We start from the raw sequence: 15,508 nt of genomic DNA, 5'->3' as shown, positions 1-15,508 counted from the left end.
ACAAACGGAGGCGGTGGTCAGCCGCCGGCGAAGGTCGTGTCGACGCCGCACTTGGCGTTCTGGTTGAGGCAGGACTTCACCAGGTCACCAAGACGCTCCGGCTCCCAGGCGTTCATGAAGTCGCCGTGCATCGAGGACGGCTTGCCGGAGGAGAGGCTGAGGCCGTCGCCGCCCAGCGACTCATAGTTGACCATGAAGGAAAGGTCCGGCACGGCCACCGGGTAGTTGCCGGTGCAGACGCCGTTCACCGGGTCGCCCATGTGCGACTTGTGATCGGGGGAGTCGATGTTCTTGCCGTCCCAGCAGTCCTTGAACACGAGCTGGAAGATCAGGTTGCCCCCGGGGGCGCACTTCGGCCAGTTGCCGTCGGCGCTGCGGCCGATCTCGGCGCTGCCCGCGCACCAGAACTGGTTGCTACCGGCGTTCTTCGGCGTGTCCACCTGCCGCTTGGCGTCGCCTTCGACCACCACCAGGCCCGGCGGGAAGGGCTTGACGGTCGACGGGTCCTTGACCCGCGAGCCGTAGTAGATGCGCATGCTCTTGATTGGCACGGCCTTGCCGTCCTTGCGCAGCTCCGGAGTCCAGTAGGCGCTCTTGTCCCCGGGGGCGTTGCAGGTGTTCGGCGCGGCGAACAGCTTCTCCGTCGTCGTGAGAGCGTCGATCTTCGGGCCGAAGAAGGTGTGCATGTGTGAGGCGCCCGAGAGACCAGGTAGGACGATCGGGTCGTCCGGGGCGGAGTTCGCGACGCCGCAGTCGGTGTGGAACTCGGGAACCCGGGTGGTGCCCGGCGGCACCGCCTTCGGCGTGATGGCGTTGAAGGCGGCCAGTTCCCTGTTCCACTTGGCCTGGTCGACCGGCACCCAGCCGCCGGCCGGCGCGCTCGGCGGGACGGACGTCGACGGGGACGCGGACGCGGTGGAACTCGGCGTGGCCGAGGGGACCGGGGCGGCCGACGTGCTCGGCGTGCCCGACGTGCCCGTCACCGGGCCGAACGTGAACCAGTTCAGGTTCACGAAGTCCGACGTCGAGGTGCTCTTCATGACGGCGAAGACGGTCTGCGCGCCCGCCGGCAGAGCGGACGCCGTCGCGGTGACGGTCTTCCACCTCTGCCAGCCACCGGTCTGGGCGATCGGGAAGCTGGCCAGCAGTTGACCGTTCTGCGCGCCGAGGCGCAACTCGACAGTGCCGCCGGCGGCGTTGTGCGAGGCGACCCGGGCCGTCAGGTCGACGCCCGTCAGCGTCACACCGTCGTAGCGCAGCCAGTCGCCGCTGGCCAGCCAGCCGACGTTCCGGCCGCCGTCGGCGTCGCCGGTGCCCTCGGTCTGCGCCCCGGACTGCGCCGCGAAGGTCTCGGCCTGCACCCGGCCGGGCACGGCGACCACTTCGGCCTGGGCGCCGGCGATGTAGATGCCACTGCCGGCCAGCGCGGCGACAACCGCGGAGGCGAGCGTGATGCGGGCGAGGCGACGACGCTTTCGCGCCCGGTCCGGCGGTGCGACATGCGCGGGGGGAGTCCGCATTACCAGTGGTTTCCTTCGAGTCGGTGACAAAGCTCCTGACGAAGGAAGTATGTGCACGTCAGGGGCCTGCATCAACTCGCGGGGAAAGAATTAAGGAGGCCGTTCGGCACATGCCCTGGCAGCCGGCGCGTCGGCTCGGGATGACAATTTTTCGCTCCTATAGCCTTAAGTTTCTTTTAAGTCCCGTCGCCGCGTTCCGGTTCACTGATTACGAATTTTGCGTAACGAATTGCGGTCGAATTCCTCAGTCGTCGACCAGTTCGACGGCGACCACTGGCGACAGTGCGCGCAGGAAGTCGGGCGCGTCGAACATCTCGCCCGCGGAGGCGACGCCGCTCGTCCTCGTCCGACCGTCGAGGATGCGCCGGACCGCCTCCACGGCCAGGGGCGCGCTGACCGCGTAGATGTCGCGGCCACTCGCCACGACGCGGCGGCGCGTGTCGCCGCGACGCACGATGACGTCGACCGTGAACGTCTGCGCTGACCGGCCCCGCTCGTCGACCGCGACCGGTGCCGCCGCGGCGGCCAGGTCGGTGGCGGCGTCGACGCTCATGTACGTGCGGACCTCGGGGATGGCCAAATGACGGGGGATGGTCACGACGTCGGCCATGGTGAACCCACCGAGGACGGTGCGCCGGCCCAGCGGCGCGGGGAAGTCCCAGTCCACCCTCGGCAGGTCCCGCTCGTCGGAGTGGTACTCCAACCGGCCGCCGGTGTAGCGGACCCGGCGGCCGGCGCGGCGCTCGCGGGAGACGACGCCCGCGGCGACCGTCCCGGCCGTCGGGTGCCAGCTGCTCAGTCCGTACGCGACGTGCGCCTCGTCGGCCGACGTCCAGTCGCCCATCGCCGTCGTCGCGAGCAGGTCCCCGAGCCCACCGAAGAAGGCCATCGCCGGGACCACCGCGACGCCGGCCGCCCGGGCGCGTTCGGTGAAGTGCGTGAACGTGTCGAGGTTGGCCTCGATCTCGGCCGCCACGTCCACGTACGGGATGCCGGCGCGCAGCGCGGCCTCGGTCACGCCGGCGGCGGTCGACGCGAACGGGCCGGCGCAGTTGACGACCGCGTCCACGCCGTTCAGCGCCGCGTCGAGCGAGGCCGGATCGTCGGCCGACGCCACCCGGTAGGGGAGCCCGAACGCCGCCAGCCGGCGCGGGTCGCGGCCCACCGGCAGCGCGTCGAACCCGCGCTCGCGCAACTCCGTCACCACGAACCGTCCGGTGTGCCCGTACGCCCCGAAAACCGCCACGTTGTAGCCCATCGCTGCCTCCTCGAAGATCGACTGGGACCAGCCTTCCGCAGCGGCCGGCGACCGGCCAGTGTCGGAAACGCCAACTCGCGTACAGTTTCGGACATGGCCCTTGTCGCGATCGCCGCCACCGACGGGATGCTGCATTTCGAGCTGGCCCTGGCCTGCGAGGTCTTCGCCCACGACCCCTCCGGCCTGGCCGACCCCTGGTACGACGTGGTGGTCTGCGGCCCCGGTCCGGTCCGGATCGGCCGCTTCCTGGTGGCGCCCGACGACGGCCTGGACCGCCTCGCCCGCGCCGAGACCGTGATCATCCCGTCGGTCGAGGACGTCGACGCGGACGTACCCCCCGACCTGCTGGACGCGGTCCGCGCGGCGCACCGGGCGGGCGCCCGGCTGGTCTCGCTGTGCACCGGCGCGTTCGTGCTGGCCGCCGCCGGCGTGCTCGACGGGCTGCGGGCCACCACGCACTGGGCCCACACCGAGGTGCTGGCCGCCCGCTATCCCCGGGTACGGGTCGACCCGGACGTGCTCTACGTCGACAACGGCACCGTGCTCGCCTCCGCCGGCAAGGCCGCCGCGATCGACCTGTGCCTGCACCTGATCCGCCGCGACCACGGCTCGACGGTCGCCAACGCCGTGGCCCGCCGCCTCGTCGTGCCTCCGCACCGCGCCGGTGGTCAGGCCCAGTACGTCACCACCCCGGTGCCCGCCCGCGACGACCACCCGCTCGCCACCCTGCTCCCCTGGGCGCTGGCCCGCCTGGACCGGCCGCTGACCGTCGAGGACCTGGCCCGGCAGGCGAACATGAGCTCACGCAACCTGGCCCGCCACTTCCGGTCGGCCACCGGCACCACCCCACTGCTGTGGCTGTCGACGCAGCGGATCCGCCGCGCCCAGGAGCTGTTGGAGAACACCGACGACAGCATCGACGTCATCGCCGAGGCGGCCGGCATGGGCACCGCCGCCACGCTGCGCCGACACTTCCACCGCACCGTCGGTGTGCCGCCGGACGCGTACCGGCGCACCTTCCGCGCCGCCGGGCCTGCCGTCGGTTCGCTCTGAATCCCGCCGGCCTGTCGTTCTGCCGGGAGCGCGTGCGGTGGGCCGGCAGGGCGGCCTCACCGTCGGCTGACGGTGTCGCTAGAGCTGGTCGGGGCGTTGGCGGGCGAACGCGTCGCGCTTGCCCCAACGGCCGGGGATGTCCAGGAGCGCGATCCGCCCGAAGGTGGCCGGCAGCGCGGGGTCCACGGCCAGGTGGTCATCGTGCGGGTTGATACCGAGCATGGTGCGGATCAGCAGCATGGAGGCGCCGCTGGACCACGCCTGCGGACTGCCGGCGGTCGGGTACCGGATCGGGAACCGGGTGGTGTCGCGGTCGAACCCGCCGAACGCCTCGGGTAGCCGACCCTCGAAGTAGGTGGCGGCGGAGAGGATGCCCTCGGCGATGCGGGCCGCCTCGTTGCTGAACCCGTAACGGCGCAGACCCCAGGCGATGAACGAGTTGTCGAACGGCCAGACCGTGCCGTTGTGGTAGCCGAGCGGGTTGTAACGCCGCTGCCCCTCGGCGAACGTCCGTACCCCCCACCCGGAGAAGAGCGCCGGACCCATCAGGTGCTCGACCACCCGGGCAGCCCGCTCCGGTGGCACGATGCCGCTCCACAACAGGTGCCCGATGTTGGACGACAGGCTGTCCACGGGAGTGCCGTCGTGGTCGAGCGCGAGGGCGTAGAAGCCGCGGTCCTCAAGCCAGAAGTCCCGGTTGAACCGGTCGTACAGGGCCGCCGCCTCGCTCTCCAGCCGCTCGGCGAAGGCAGGGTCACCCCAGACGGTACGGGCCAACCGTGCTCCTCGGATCTTGGCGTCGTAGGCGTACCCCTGGGTTTCGCAGGTGGCCCTCGGGAAGCCCGGCAGCCGGCCGTCGGCGTAGGAGATGCTGTCCCAGGAGTCCTTCCAGCACTGGTTGTCCAGGCCTGTGGCGCGGTTGCGTCGCTGGTACCAGACGTAGCCGGTGGAGGTCAGGTCCGCGTACAGGTCGATCCAGGCCAGGGCGGCGCGGGCCTCCTGCTCCAACTCCATCACCAGCGCGGTGTCGCCGCTCCAGCGTTCGTACTCGTCGAGCAGCACCACGAACAGCGGTGAGGCGTCCACCGTGCCGTAGTAGGGGGAGTGCGGCTGCTCCTCGAACGCGGCCGACTCCCCGTAGCGCAGCTCGTGCAGGATCCGGCCCGGGTCCTCCTCCAACACGTCGTCGGTCCGGGCGCCCTGCAGCGACGCGAGGATCCGCAGTGTCGGTGGGGTCAGCGACGGGGCGACGGGCAGGGTCTGCAGGCAGGTCAACAGGCTGTCGCGACCGAACAGGGTCATGAACCAGGGCAACCCGGCCGCGGGCACGCTCGCGCCACTGAGCGAGAGCGGGGCGAAGCGCAGCGCCGCCAGGTCCACCAGGCTGCGGTGGTAGACCTGCTGGAGGGCCACACTGTCGGTGTCCAGGGTCGGAGCCGCCGCAACCCAGGCCTGCACGCTCGTGGGCAGCGTGGAGTCGTCCGGTCGAAGGGCGCGCAGGGCCTCGCGCAGGTCGACGCCGTCCGGGCGCAGCGCCAGCATGGCGGCCTGCAACCGGGTGGACCACTGCTGCCCGGGGCGCAGCCGGACCGAGAACCGAAGGCCGCCCTGGTCGAACTCCGCCGGCTCACTCGCCGACACGACGACCTCACGTCGGTAGGTGCCGCGCCGGTAACCCAGGCGCAACTCGTCCGCGCCGACGTGGGTGTAGTAAGCGCCGGTCTTGTCACCGATGTCGAACTTGATCTCGAAGATGTCGGCGAAGTCGGCCGCCACCTCGAGGCGCACGTCGAGCGTCATGTCCCGCTCGCCGTAGTTGAAGATCGTCAGCGACTCGGTGAGGTCCGGGCCGATGCGCCGACGCCGAATGGCCGACACGTCGGCCTCCACGTAGTCCACCGCCGCGCCCGGCACCACGAAGAACGTGACCTCGAAGTACTGGCTGTCGTCCACCGACAGCGCGGTCATGCACTCGCCGTTGACGGTGAGCCGCCAGCGGGACAGGAAGCGCGTGTCGGCCGCGAAGAGTCCGACCGGGGTGCTCGGGGACGACTCCACATCGCCGCTGGCGTCGGACACCATGAAGGTGTTCCCGTCGATGCACGCCGCGGTGCCAGCGATGTCCCTCATCGGTCACGTCCCCTGTGGGGGTCGTCGCGCTGAAGCCGCCCGGGCTCTCGCGGAAACAGCCGCCCGATGCGCAACGCCAGGGCGAGGTCGCCGTCGACCATGATCTCGCCCCGGGTGATCGCCGCCAGCCCGTTCACCTCACCCCGCGCCATCGCCTCCGCGAACTGCGCGGACACCTGGATCACCGTGGTGGCGGGGCCACCGCTTCGGGTCACCCGCATCCGGCCATGATCGATATTCAGCAGCCACTGCTCCAGGTGGCCGTCGTCGCGGATGTCGAATCGCACGCTCCCACAGACCTTGCTGAACCGCGGATCCTGGCCGGCGACCGTCAACCGCTCGAAGAAGGCGCTGGTCGCCGACATCTCACCTCCTCGGGCGCTGGTCAGAGCGGATGCCGGCTACCCGGTGCGGTGCACTCCTAACGCCGCACGGCGCCCGTTGTTCAGGGTGCGAGCGAGAAGCGGGTCCAGGTGGTCGCGTGCCGCCGCCGCCTTCCCCGTCCACTCAGCCCGCATCGGACGTTCTGCCCCGAACCTGGCGCATACGGCACCTGTACGACATAGCGTCACGGGGGCGGGACAACCGCCGCCTCCGCCGGCGGACCGGCGGCGATGCCCACCGGAAGGGACCGGACATGAGTCATGTCGACACTGTGCTCCTGCCGGAGCTGGACGGGCCGGTGCCGGCGACGCTGCCGAGCACGCTCGGCCTGCTGAGCCTGGCCCTGGGAGTGGGTGCGCTGGTCGCGCCCGGACCCATCGCACGGCTGACGGGGGTGGACGACGCCCCGACCGCGCGGGCCGTGCTTCCGGCCATCGGCCTGCGGGAGCTGGGCAGCGCCGCCGGCCTGCTCAGCGGCCGCCGCCCGGCCGGCTGGGCCTGGAGCCGGGTGGCCGGCGACGCCATGGACCTCACCCTGCTCGGGCGGGCCCTCGCCGACCGCGGCGGGGAACGCCGCCGCCGGGTCGCGCTGACCACTCTCGCCATCGCCGGCATCACCGCCGTCGACGTGCTCGCCGCCGTACGCGTCAGCCGGGCTGGACGGGCCCGCGCCCGGGTGATCCGGATGCAGATCGCGGTGACGGTGAACCGGTCGCCCGCCGAGGCGTACCGGTTCTGGCGGGACATGGAGAACCTGCCCCGGTTCATGGCGCACCTGGAGTCCGTACGCGCCGACGACCTGCGCCGCTCACACTGGATCGCCCGTGGCCCGGCCGGGCACCGCGTCGAGTGGGACGCCGAGATCATCGACGACCAGCCGAACAAGTCGATCACCTGGCGTTCGCTGCCGGGGACCCGGGTGCCGAACGCCGGCCGGGTCCGATTCGTGCCCGCGCCCGGCGACCGGGGCACCGAGGTGCGGGTGGAACTGCGCTACGCGCCGCCGGCCGGCGCGGTCGGCAGAGCGGTGGCGAAGCTCTTCGGCGAGGAACCCGAGCAGCAGGTCCGTGACGACCTGCGCCGGTTCAAGCAGGTGCTGGAGACCGGCGAGGTCGTCCGCTCGGAAGGCAGCCCCAACGGCATCTCCGTACGCCAACAGGCCATGCAGCGTCCCGCCCAGCCGCTGCCGGCGTCCCGCCGCTGACCGCCCGAGCTCTCCGAAAGGGACCGAGAATGAAGGCCACCGCCTGGATGGGCACCGACAGCGTCAAGGTCATCGACGTGCCCGACCCGAAGATCATGAACGCCCGGGACGCGATCGTCCGGATCAGCACCACCGCGATCTGCGGCTCCGACCTGCACCTCTACCACGGCTACATCCCCGCCATGCGCAAGGGCGACATCCTCGGCCACGAGTTCATGGGCGAGGTGGTGGAGGTCGGTCCACAGGTCCGCAACCTCGCCCCCGGTGACCGGGTGGTGGTGCCCTTCCCGATCGCCTGCGGGCACTGCTCGTCCTGCCAGCGCGGCCTCTACTCGGTCTGTGAGAACTCCAATCCGAACGCCGGCATCGCCGAGAAGATCATGGGGCATTCGCCGGCCGGCATCTTCGGCTACTCCCACCTGCTCGGCGGCTACGCCGGCGGCCAGGCCGAGTACGCCCGGGTGCCGTTCGCCGACGTCGGCCCGGTCAAGGTGCCCGACGAGATCAGCGACGACCAGGCGGTCATGCTGGCCGACGTGTTCCCGACCGGCTACATGGGCGCCGAGATGTGCGACATCAAGCCCGGGCAGGTGATCGCGGTCTGGGGCGCCGGGCCGGTCGGGCTGCTCGCCGCGGCCAGCGCCCGGCTGCTCGGCGCGGAGCGGGTGATCGTCATCGACCGGTACCCGTACCGGCTGCGGCTGGCCGAGGAGCACATCGACGCCGAGACGATCAACTACGAGGAAGTCGACGTGCTGGACACCCTCAACGAGATGACCGCCGGCCGGGGCCCCGACGCGTGCATCGACGCGGTGGGCCTGGAGGGCCACCACGGCAACGCCGCCATGTACGCGTACGACCGGGCCAAGCAGGTCGCCCGGGTCGAGACGGAACGGCCGTTCGCGCTGCGGCAGGCGATCCTGGCCTGCCGCTCCGGCGGGGTGGTCTCGGTCGTCGGCGCGTACGGCGGCTTCGTCGACAAGTTCCCGATGGGCGCGTTCATGAACCGGTCGTTGATCATGCGGACCGGTCAGTGCCACGTCCAGCGCTACACCCGACCGCTCCTGGAACGCATCCAACGCGGCGAGATCGACCCGAGCTTCATCGTCAGCCACCGGATGCCGCTGCGCGACGCCCCGAAGGGCTACAAGATCTTCCAGAAGAAGCAGGACGACTGTACGAAGGTGCTGCTCAAGGTTTGATCCAGTGGCAGCTCTGCCGGCGGGGAAACCCTCGCTCGCTGCCTTCGGAGCTGATGTCGCGAGCCCTCGTTCGTTGCCTTTGGAGCTGATGTCGCAAACGATTCAGCCGGGCTGGGTTGCTGGCCTCTGCCCTGGAGCAGGGCGGCCGAGTGCGTGACGCCGTGATCGATCTGGGTGTGCTGCCGTGCACGGCGCGGACCCGTGATGGCGTAACCGATCCGGCTGCGCGACCTCGTAACGACCCGGGTCCGTGATGTCGTAAACGATTCAGCTCCAAAGGAGCCGGTCACCGTCTGGGCCGTCACCGTCTGGGCCGTCACCGTCTGGGCCGGTCACCGTATGGGCCGTCACCCGTATGGGGCCGTCACCCGTCTGGGCCGGTCGCCGTCTGGGCCGGTCACCCGTCTCGGCCAGGCGCTCGCCGGGCGCGTTTTCCGTTGCTCGGCAGCTAGCGTGTCGTCATGGAGAGTGGTGACGCCTCGGTGCCGGTCTCGGTCGATCTCACCGTCCGGCTGCGGCCGGTTACCGAGCCCGACCTGGCGATATTCCGGCGGTTCTGCACCGAGCCGGGCCTGATCGGGTTGGACTGGGCCGGCTTCCGGGATGCTGGGGCGCCGGCGCGGCGGTTCGCCGTCGACGGTTACCTCGGCGAGGACGACGGGCGCCTCGTCGTCGAGGTCGAACAGGAACGGGCTGCCGCCGGCCTCGTCAGCTACCGCTCCGGACGATATGCCGGACGGGCGTCGTACTGGGAGATCGGCATCGTCCTGCTGCCGTCGTGGCGCGGTCGGGGCATCGGCTGGCGCGCGCAGGCGTTGCTCTGCGAATACCTCTTCCAGCACAGCCCCGCGCAGCGTATTCAGGCCGGCACCCATCCAGAGAACGTGGCCGAGCAGCGGGCGCTGGAGAAGGCCGGCTTCCAGCTTGAGGGCGTCATCCGGGCCAGCGAGTTTCGGGCCGGTCAGTGGCGCGACGGCTATCTCTACAGTCGGTTGCGCGACGATCCGTCCCCGTGGGGCGCGCCGACCGGAGGCTAGCGCGGGCGAGCTCTGCCACCGCCTACGACGATCTTCGACTGGGATGGGCATCCACAAAGGACGCCACACCGTGGCATGCCTCACCGCATGTTCTCGAACGGCTGATCTGCCTGGTTCGCGGCGGGATGCGAGGACCTGCCGCCCGATGACGCGAAGTCCGGGTCGACGGTGACCCGTTTGCGGCCAGGTCGCCTGGGAACTCGCCCCGTTCGTCCGCTGGCAGGGCCTGACGGCCGGTCGAGGAGACGGAAGGAGCGGGTCATGGAGTACGAACAGATGATCGCCACGGTACGGCGGCGCGCGAGCCTCGGGGAGAACGAGGCCGTGCGGTCCGTACAGGCCGTTCTGTCGGTGCTCGGCGAACGACTCGCCGGACAGGAGGCCGACAACCTTGCGGCACAGCTACCGGATCGGCTGGACGCGTCGGTCACCCGTAATCCGCAGGGCCGCCGGTGGGACATCGGTGAGTTCCTGAAGCACGTCGGCGACCGGGAGCAGGTCGCCGATGCGGACCAGGTGCGTCTCCACGCCCAGGCGGTGTTGCGGACCGTCGCCGAGGCGCTCAACGACGACGAGCGTCACGACCTGCTCGCCCAGCTTCCCGCCGGCATCATCGATCTCTTCGGTGTTCCCACCCCGCGCGGCTGAGCACCGCCCCCGCCGCAACGGCGTGGGCAGGCCAGCGTGGGGTCAGGTCTTGCGGACCGCGCTGGTGAAGCCCGCGATGAAGAGGGTGGCGAAGCACCAGGTGAGCAGTTGCAGGATCCAGCCGGCGATGGTGAGGGTCTGACCGGCAACGGTGTCGGTCGGTTGGCAGCGATCCCGGGCGCCGGTCTTGAGCAGTGGGGCGCCGAGGTCGAGGCCGACACCGATCCGGTCGATGCTCGTGCAGGCGGTGGCAGCTTCGCCGGCCACCGCCTTCTGTGCGAGGCCGCCGTGGTGGCCGCCGACGACACTGAGCGCGACGGCGACGGCCAGTGTGGCGAGGAGCAGGAGCAGGGCGCGCCAGGGCTGGTAGCCGTAGCCGAGGGTGATTCCGATGAGGCGACCCCAGGCGCGTTCGGTGGCGCTCAGACCGGCGCGGTGGAGCTGGTCACGGCGTTGGGCGATGAGGATGGTGCGGGCGTCGCGGTCATGGCCGGCGGCCCGGTAGGCGGCGGCGAGCTGCTGGTAGGGCTGGGCGCTGTACCGGGGCGTGTCCTCGCGCAGCAGGGTCAGCCAGCGCCGCAGTGACGCCGGCCGCGGCTGCCCGCTGTAGGTGAGCCCCTCCACCTCGACAAGCGGTCCCGGTGCCGTACGGGCCACCCGATCGATGTCGAGGCGGAGAGCCCCACCGACCCTGGTCCCGGCCAGCACCAGCACCACCACCACCTCGTCACCGCCGCTGGTGGCACTGAACCCGTCATCCAGGAGCACGTCCTGGTCGACCCGAAGGCCGTTCAGGTCGAGGGCCGGGCCGAGCGTGTTCTCCATGTGCGCCCCACCGCAGGCCAGAAGCCCACCGATGCGGGCGCCGGCCAGGCTGACGCCGCCCCACCCACTGGCGCTGCGGGCGGTGAAGCCACCATCCAGCGCCAGGTCCCGGTCGACGGTGAGGCCGTCGGCGTCGAGGACCGGTCCGGCGGTGTTCGAGAGGCGCGCACCGCGGGCGCTCAACGAACCGAGGTGCGCGCCGATGAGCCGGATCGTGCCCTGCTCGCTGGCGCTGCTGGCGCTGAAGCCGTTCCAGAGCAGCACATCCTGGTCGGCGCGGAGGTTGTCGGCGTTGAGCGCCGGGCCGACGGTGTTCTCCAGCCGTGCCCCACCGCAGTTGAGCTGGCCGCCGATGTGGGCGCCGAGCAGCCGGATCGTGCCGCGCGCGCTGGCGCTGGTGGCGGTGAAGCCGTCATTCAGGAACACGCTCTGGTCGACGGTGAGGCCGTCGGCATCCAGGGCCGGTCCGGTGCTGTTCTCCCACCGGGCTCCGCGGCAGTCCAGTGTGCCGACGCGGGCGGCAGCGAGACGAATGGTGGCGGCGACGGTGTCCGCGCTCACCGTGCTCCAGTCGAGCGAGAGCGCCCAGGCCGCACAGCGCGTGGCCTCCAGTGCCGCGTCCGTCGAGCCGGGCGCCTGCTCGATGCGGCACCCGGTCAGGGCGACCGCCGACAGGCGGGCGTTGCGAAGGGTCACGCCGTCGGGCAGCAGGCAGTCGCGCAACTCCAGCGCCAGGTCACCTGTGACGTTCTCCAGGTCGAGCCGGCCGACGATCCGGGCCCCGCGCAACCGTAGGCCGTGCGGGTCGGGCTCGCTGACCAGTCGGCCGCGCACCAGCTCACGGATGACCGAGGCCGAGATCGCGTGGTCGTCGCCCCACGAGCGCATCGCTTCCTCGTCGACCGGCCCGTCGCCGGCCAGGTCGAGCACCTCGCCGCGGGCGACGGACTCGATCAGTCGCTGCTCCACCGCGGTGGGCGTCGCGCCGTTCGCATCCCGCACCCGCTGGGCGCCCACTGACGTCATGGCACCCATCATCGACGACGGGCGCACCGAGCGGTCGGCGAGCCGGCACCCTGGTCGGGCCAACCGGCTAGCGGGGGCGGACTCCGGGCTCCACGGTCAGGGTCCCCGCCGCGGCATCGATCGTGGCCCGCGAACCGAGCGGAACGGTGAGCTGGCCGTTGCCGTGGCCCAGTCGGAGCCCGCCCAGGACCGGCACCCCGAGGTCGTACAGGCGGTCCTTCAGCACGGCCGCCGCGTCCCACTCACCCGGTTCACCGACGCTGTTGGTGATCTGACCGATGGCCACCCCGGCGACCCTGGACAGCACACCCACCCGGCGCAGCTCGGTCAGCATCATGTCGATGCTGTACGGAGCCTCGTCCACGTCCTCGAAGAACAGGATCGCGTCGTCGAACTTCGGCGCGTCCGCCGCGCCGAGCGACGTGGAGATCAACGTGAGGCAACCGCCGAGCAGCGGCCCCGATGCCCGCCCCGGCACCACCACGGAGGCCGCTGTCTCGGCCGGGTCCCTGGCGATCGTCACGGGCGCGGTGGTCATCACCGCCTTGCGGAGCGCCTCGGCCGACTCCGGGCCGGTGCGGGCGTCACTCCAGTTGACCATCGGGCCGTAGAAGGTGACCAGGCCGGTGTCGCGCCAGAGCTTGCCGTGGATGCTGGTGATGTCGCTGAACCCGACGACGACCCGAGGGTCCCGGCGCAGAGCGGAGACGTCGATCTGGTCGACGATCCGCTGGGTGCCGTAACCGCCACGGGCGGCGAAGACGGCACGGATTCCGGGGTCGGTGAGCGCCGCGTTCAGGTCGGCCAGCCGCTCCGCGTCGGTGCCGGCCAGGTAGCCGTACTTGGTGAAGACGTGCCTGCCCAGCTCGACCGTCAGACCCCAACTGCGCAGGATCTCGATGCCGCGGGCCATGTTCGTGGGGTCGGGGGTGCTGCCGGGCGACACGACCCGAACCCGGTCACCGGGTGCCAGCGCCGGCGCCCGCAGGACGTGTCTCGCACCACCGGGGGCGGCGGCCTGCGCCAACGCCGGCTCCGCCGCGCCGGCGAGCGCCGCCCCACCGGCGGCTGCCGCGCCGATCCGCAGCATGTGCCGACGGGACAGGGCCAACTGCGCGGGCCGTTGGGTCGGGACACGGTCGGTTCCAGAAGTGGCCACCGGCAACCCTCCATCATCATCGATGTCCGAGTCGCCACAGCCTACGGCAGACTTCAATGAGCGTGGGGGTCCACAAGGGACACGGGAGGGCTTACGGGATCGGCCACTCGTGCACGGGGCGGTTGCTGTGCATCAGGTCCACGTAGTGCCGGACCACCTCGCGCAGCGCCTCCGGCCGGTCCAGGTGGTCGGCCGACTCCAACCGGTGCAGCGTCTCCACCTGCCAGGTCGCGCCGTTGCGGCTGGTCAGGCAGCGCTGCTCGATGACGCCGAGCAGCCGGTCACGCTCGGCCGGGTCGAGCCCCCACCGGTCCAGGCCGTGATGCGCCATCGGCAGCAACCGGCGCAACACCAACTCGGTGACCGGCAGGTAGCCCAGACCGGGCCAGAAGACCTGCGCATCGATGCCGTGCCGGGCGCAGCTGGTGAAGTTCTCCTCGGCGGCGCTGAACGACATCTGCGACCACAGTGGCCGGTCCGATTCGGCGAGGGCGCGGACCAACCCGAAGTAGAAGGCGCCGTTGGCGATGGTGTCCAGCACGGTCGGGCCGGCGGGCAGCACCCGATTTTCCACCCGCAGGTGCGGGCGGCCCCGGGACACGTCGTACACCGGGCGGTTCCACCGGTAGACGGTGCCGTTGTGCAGGCGCAACTCGGCCAGATTGGGCACCTCGCCGGCCGCGAGGGCCTGCGCCGGGTCCTCCGGATCGCAGACCGGCAGCAGCGCCGGGAAGTACCGCACGTTCTCCTCGAACAGGTCGAACACGCTGGTGATCCAGCGTTCGCCGAACCAGACCCGGGGGCGTACCCCCTGGGCTTTGATCTCCTCCGACCGGGTGTCGGTGGCCTGCTGGAACAGCGGGATGCGGGTCTCGCGCCACAGCTCCCGGCCGAAGAACAGCGGCGAGTTCGCGCCGACCGCGACCTGGATGCCGGCCACGGCCTGGGCGGCGTTCCAGTAGTCGGCGAACTGGGCCGGGCTGACCTGGAGGTGGAACTGGGTGCTGGTGCAGGCCGCCTCCGGGGTGATCGTGTCGGCGGTGACCGCCAAGCGTTCCACCCCGCTGATGGCGATCGGCAGATCCTCGCCCCGCGCCGCGAAGATCTGCTCGTTGAGCAGCCGGTAGCGGGGGTTGGCCGACAGCGTCTCGGCGGTCAGGTGCTCGGGGCGCAGCGTCGGCAGGATGCCGATCATGACCATGTGCGCGCCGATCGCCTGGGCCTTCACCTCGGCGGCGTTGAGGCTGGCCCGCACGTACTCCTCGAAGTCGGCCGTGCCGGTGCCGGTCAGCCGGCGCGGCGGCACGTTGATCTCGATGTTGAACTGGCCCAGCTCGGTCTGGAAGCTCGGGTCGGCGATGGCCGCCAGCACGTCGGCGTTGCGCATCGCCGGGTTCGACGCCTCGTCGACCAGGTTCAGCTCGATCTCCACGCCGGTCATCGGCCGGTCGAGGTCGAAACGGGACTCGCGCAGCATCTCGGCGAAGACATCCAGGCAGCGGCGGACCTTGTCGCGATAGCGGGCTCGATCCTCTCGACTGAAGGTTCGCACGCCGACGTCCTCGCCCATGGTCACCGCCCTGTCACCGCTGGTCCCCCTAACCTCGCACGCGGTCGGCGAGCGGGGGAAGACCTGAGGACCCTTTCCTACCCAACTGCCCGCCCCGTTAGCCCAGCCGGAGCAGACCGATAGCATGGCGGCCCGAGAGGTGGTGGCGTGCGGATGCGCGAGAAGGTGACCCGGTTGTTCGTCGCGGCGGCGATCGCCGAGGCCTGCTCCTGGCTGGCCCTGCTGGTCGGCATGCTGGTCAAGTACGGCCCGCCGGACAACGAGCTGGGCGTCAAGATCTTCGGGCCGATCCACGGCGGCCTGTTCGTGGCGTACGTCCTGCTGGTGCTGGCCGTGGCCCGGCTGCACCGGTGGAGCCTGCTGGCCACGGCGGTGGCCCTGGTCAGCGCGGTGCCGCCGTTCGCCACCCTGGCCTTCGAGCGCTGGGCCCGCCGCCGGGGAATGCTCGGCGTCGACCGGCAGGCCGCCCGCGAGCCCGCCCCGGNCNGCTGA

Annotated in this window: 13 protein-coding genes; 6 read left to right on the top strand and 7 right to left on the bottom strand. The window is 71.2% G+C overall.

Annotation, left to right across the window (positions count from 1 at the left end):
- Positions 1-17 precede the first annotated feature (17 nt).
- Positions 18-1,520 (bottom strand): DUF1996 domain-containing protein, encoded by a 1,503-nt coding sequence (locus PSH25_RS31860; RefSeq protein WP_238662589.1) that lies wholly within the window; start codon positions 1,518-1,520, stop codon positions 18-20.
- A gap of 244 nt (positions 1,521-1,764) precedes the next feature.
- A complete protein-coding gene (locus tag PSH25_RS31855; protein ID WP_238662588.1) occupies positions 1,765-2,778 on the bottom strand; it encodes a saccharopine dehydrogenase family protein in 1,014 nt (337 codons plus the stop codon).
- A 93-nt stretch (positions 2,779-2,871) separates the two neighbouring features.
- On the opposite strand from PSH25_RS31855, the gene PSH25_RS31850 reads away from it, so the two are divergent.
- Entirely contained in the window at positions 2,872-3,831 is a 960-nt protein-coding gene (locus PSH25_RS31850) for a helix-turn-helix domain-containing protein (RefSeq protein WP_238662587.1), read from the top strand.
- 78 nt (positions 3,832-3,909) lie between these two features.
- On the opposite strand, the gene PSH25_RS31845 is transcribed toward PSH25_RS31850, so the two are convergent.
- Complete coding sequence (locus PSH25_RS31845; protein WP_238662586.1) at positions 3,910-5,961, bottom strand: amylo-alpha-1,6-glucosidase; 2,052 nt, start codon at positions 5,959-5,961, stop codon at positions 3,910-3,912.
- Complete coding sequence (locus PSH25_RS31840) at positions 5,958-6,326, bottom strand: SCP2 sterol-binding domain-containing protein (protein ID WP_238662585.1); 369 nt, start codon at positions 6,324-6,326, stop codon at positions 5,958-5,960. Before PSH25_RS31840 ends, PSH25_RS31845 begins: the two co-directional genes overlap by 4 nt.
- A 272-nt stretch (positions 6,327-6,598) precedes the next feature.
- On the opposite strand from PSH25_RS31840, the gene PSH25_RS31835 reads away from it, so the two are divergent.
- The 4 genes from PSH25_RS31835 (at position 6,599) to PSH25_RS31820 (ending at position 10,436) form a co-directional block, all read left to right on the top strand.
- The gene (locus PSH25_RS31835; protein WP_238662584.1) at positions 6,599-7,549 is read left to right on the top strand and encodes an SRPBCC family protein; all 951 of its coding nucleotides are present in this window, start codon (positions 6,599-6,601) and stop codon (positions 7,547-7,549) included.
- Between the two features lie 29 nt (positions 7,550-7,578).
- The gene (locus tag PSH25_RS31830; protein WP_238662583.1) at positions 7,579-8,751 is read left to right on the top strand and encodes a zinc-dependent alcohol dehydrogenase; all 1,173 of its coding nucleotides are present in this window, start codon (positions 7,579-7,581) and stop codon (positions 8,749-8,751) included.
- Positions 8,752-9,212: 461 nt separating this feature from the next.
- Complete coding sequence (locus PSH25_RS31825) at positions 9,213-9,788, top strand: GNAT family N-acetyltransferase (RefSeq protein ID WP_238662582.1); 576 nt, start codon at positions 9,213-9,215, stop codon at positions 9,786-9,788.
- Between the two features lie 261 nt (positions 9,789-10,049).
- Positions 10,050-10,436 carry a DUF2267 domain-containing protein gene (locus tag PSH25_RS31820; protein WP_238662581.1) on the top strand — a complete coding sequence of 129 codons (387 nt, stop codon included), beginning with the start codon at positions 10,050-10,052 and terminating at the stop codon, positions 10,434-10,436.
- Positions 10,437-10,478: 42 nt separating this feature from the next.
- Here the strand turns inward: PSH25_RS31820 and PSH25_RS31815 are convergent, their stop codons facing one another.
- The 3 genes from PSH25_RS31815 to PSH25_RS31805 form a co-directional block, all read right to left on the bottom strand.
- Entirely contained in the window at positions 10,479-12,287 is a 1,809-nt protein-coding gene (locus PSH25_RS31815) for a hypothetical protein (RefSeq protein ID WP_238662580.1), read from the bottom strand.
- Between the two features lie 67 nt (positions 12,288-12,354).
- Positions 12,355-13,446, bottom strand: coding sequence for a S66 peptidase family protein (locus tag PSH25_RS31810; RefSeq protein ID WP_238662579.1), 1,092 nt, complete (start codon positions 13,444-13,446; stop codon positions 12,355-12,357).
- Between the two features lie 91 nt (positions 13,447-13,537).
- A complete protein-coding gene (locus PSH25_RS31805; RefSeq protein WP_238662578.1) occupies positions 13,538-15,016 on the bottom strand; it encodes a glutamate-cysteine ligase family protein in 1,479 nt (492 codons plus the stop codon).
- 153 nt (positions 15,017-15,169) lie between these two features.
- Here PSH25_RS31805 and PSH25_RS31800 point away from each other — a divergent pair, with 153 nt between their 5' ends.
- Entirely contained in the window at positions 15,170-15,508 is a 339-nt protein-coding gene (locus tag PSH25_RS31800; RefSeq protein WP_238662629.1) for a DUF3817 domain-containing protein, read from the top strand.

It is taken from the genome of Micromonospora foliorum, from assembly GCF_022229015.1.
In the GTDB taxonomy this organism is placed as follows: Bacteria; Actinomycetota; Actinomycetes; order Mycobacteriales; family Micromonosporaceae; genus Micromonospora; species Micromonospora foliorum.
Note: the sequence above shows the minus strand (reverse complement) of the source record. Positions and strands in the feature narration are given on the sequence as shown.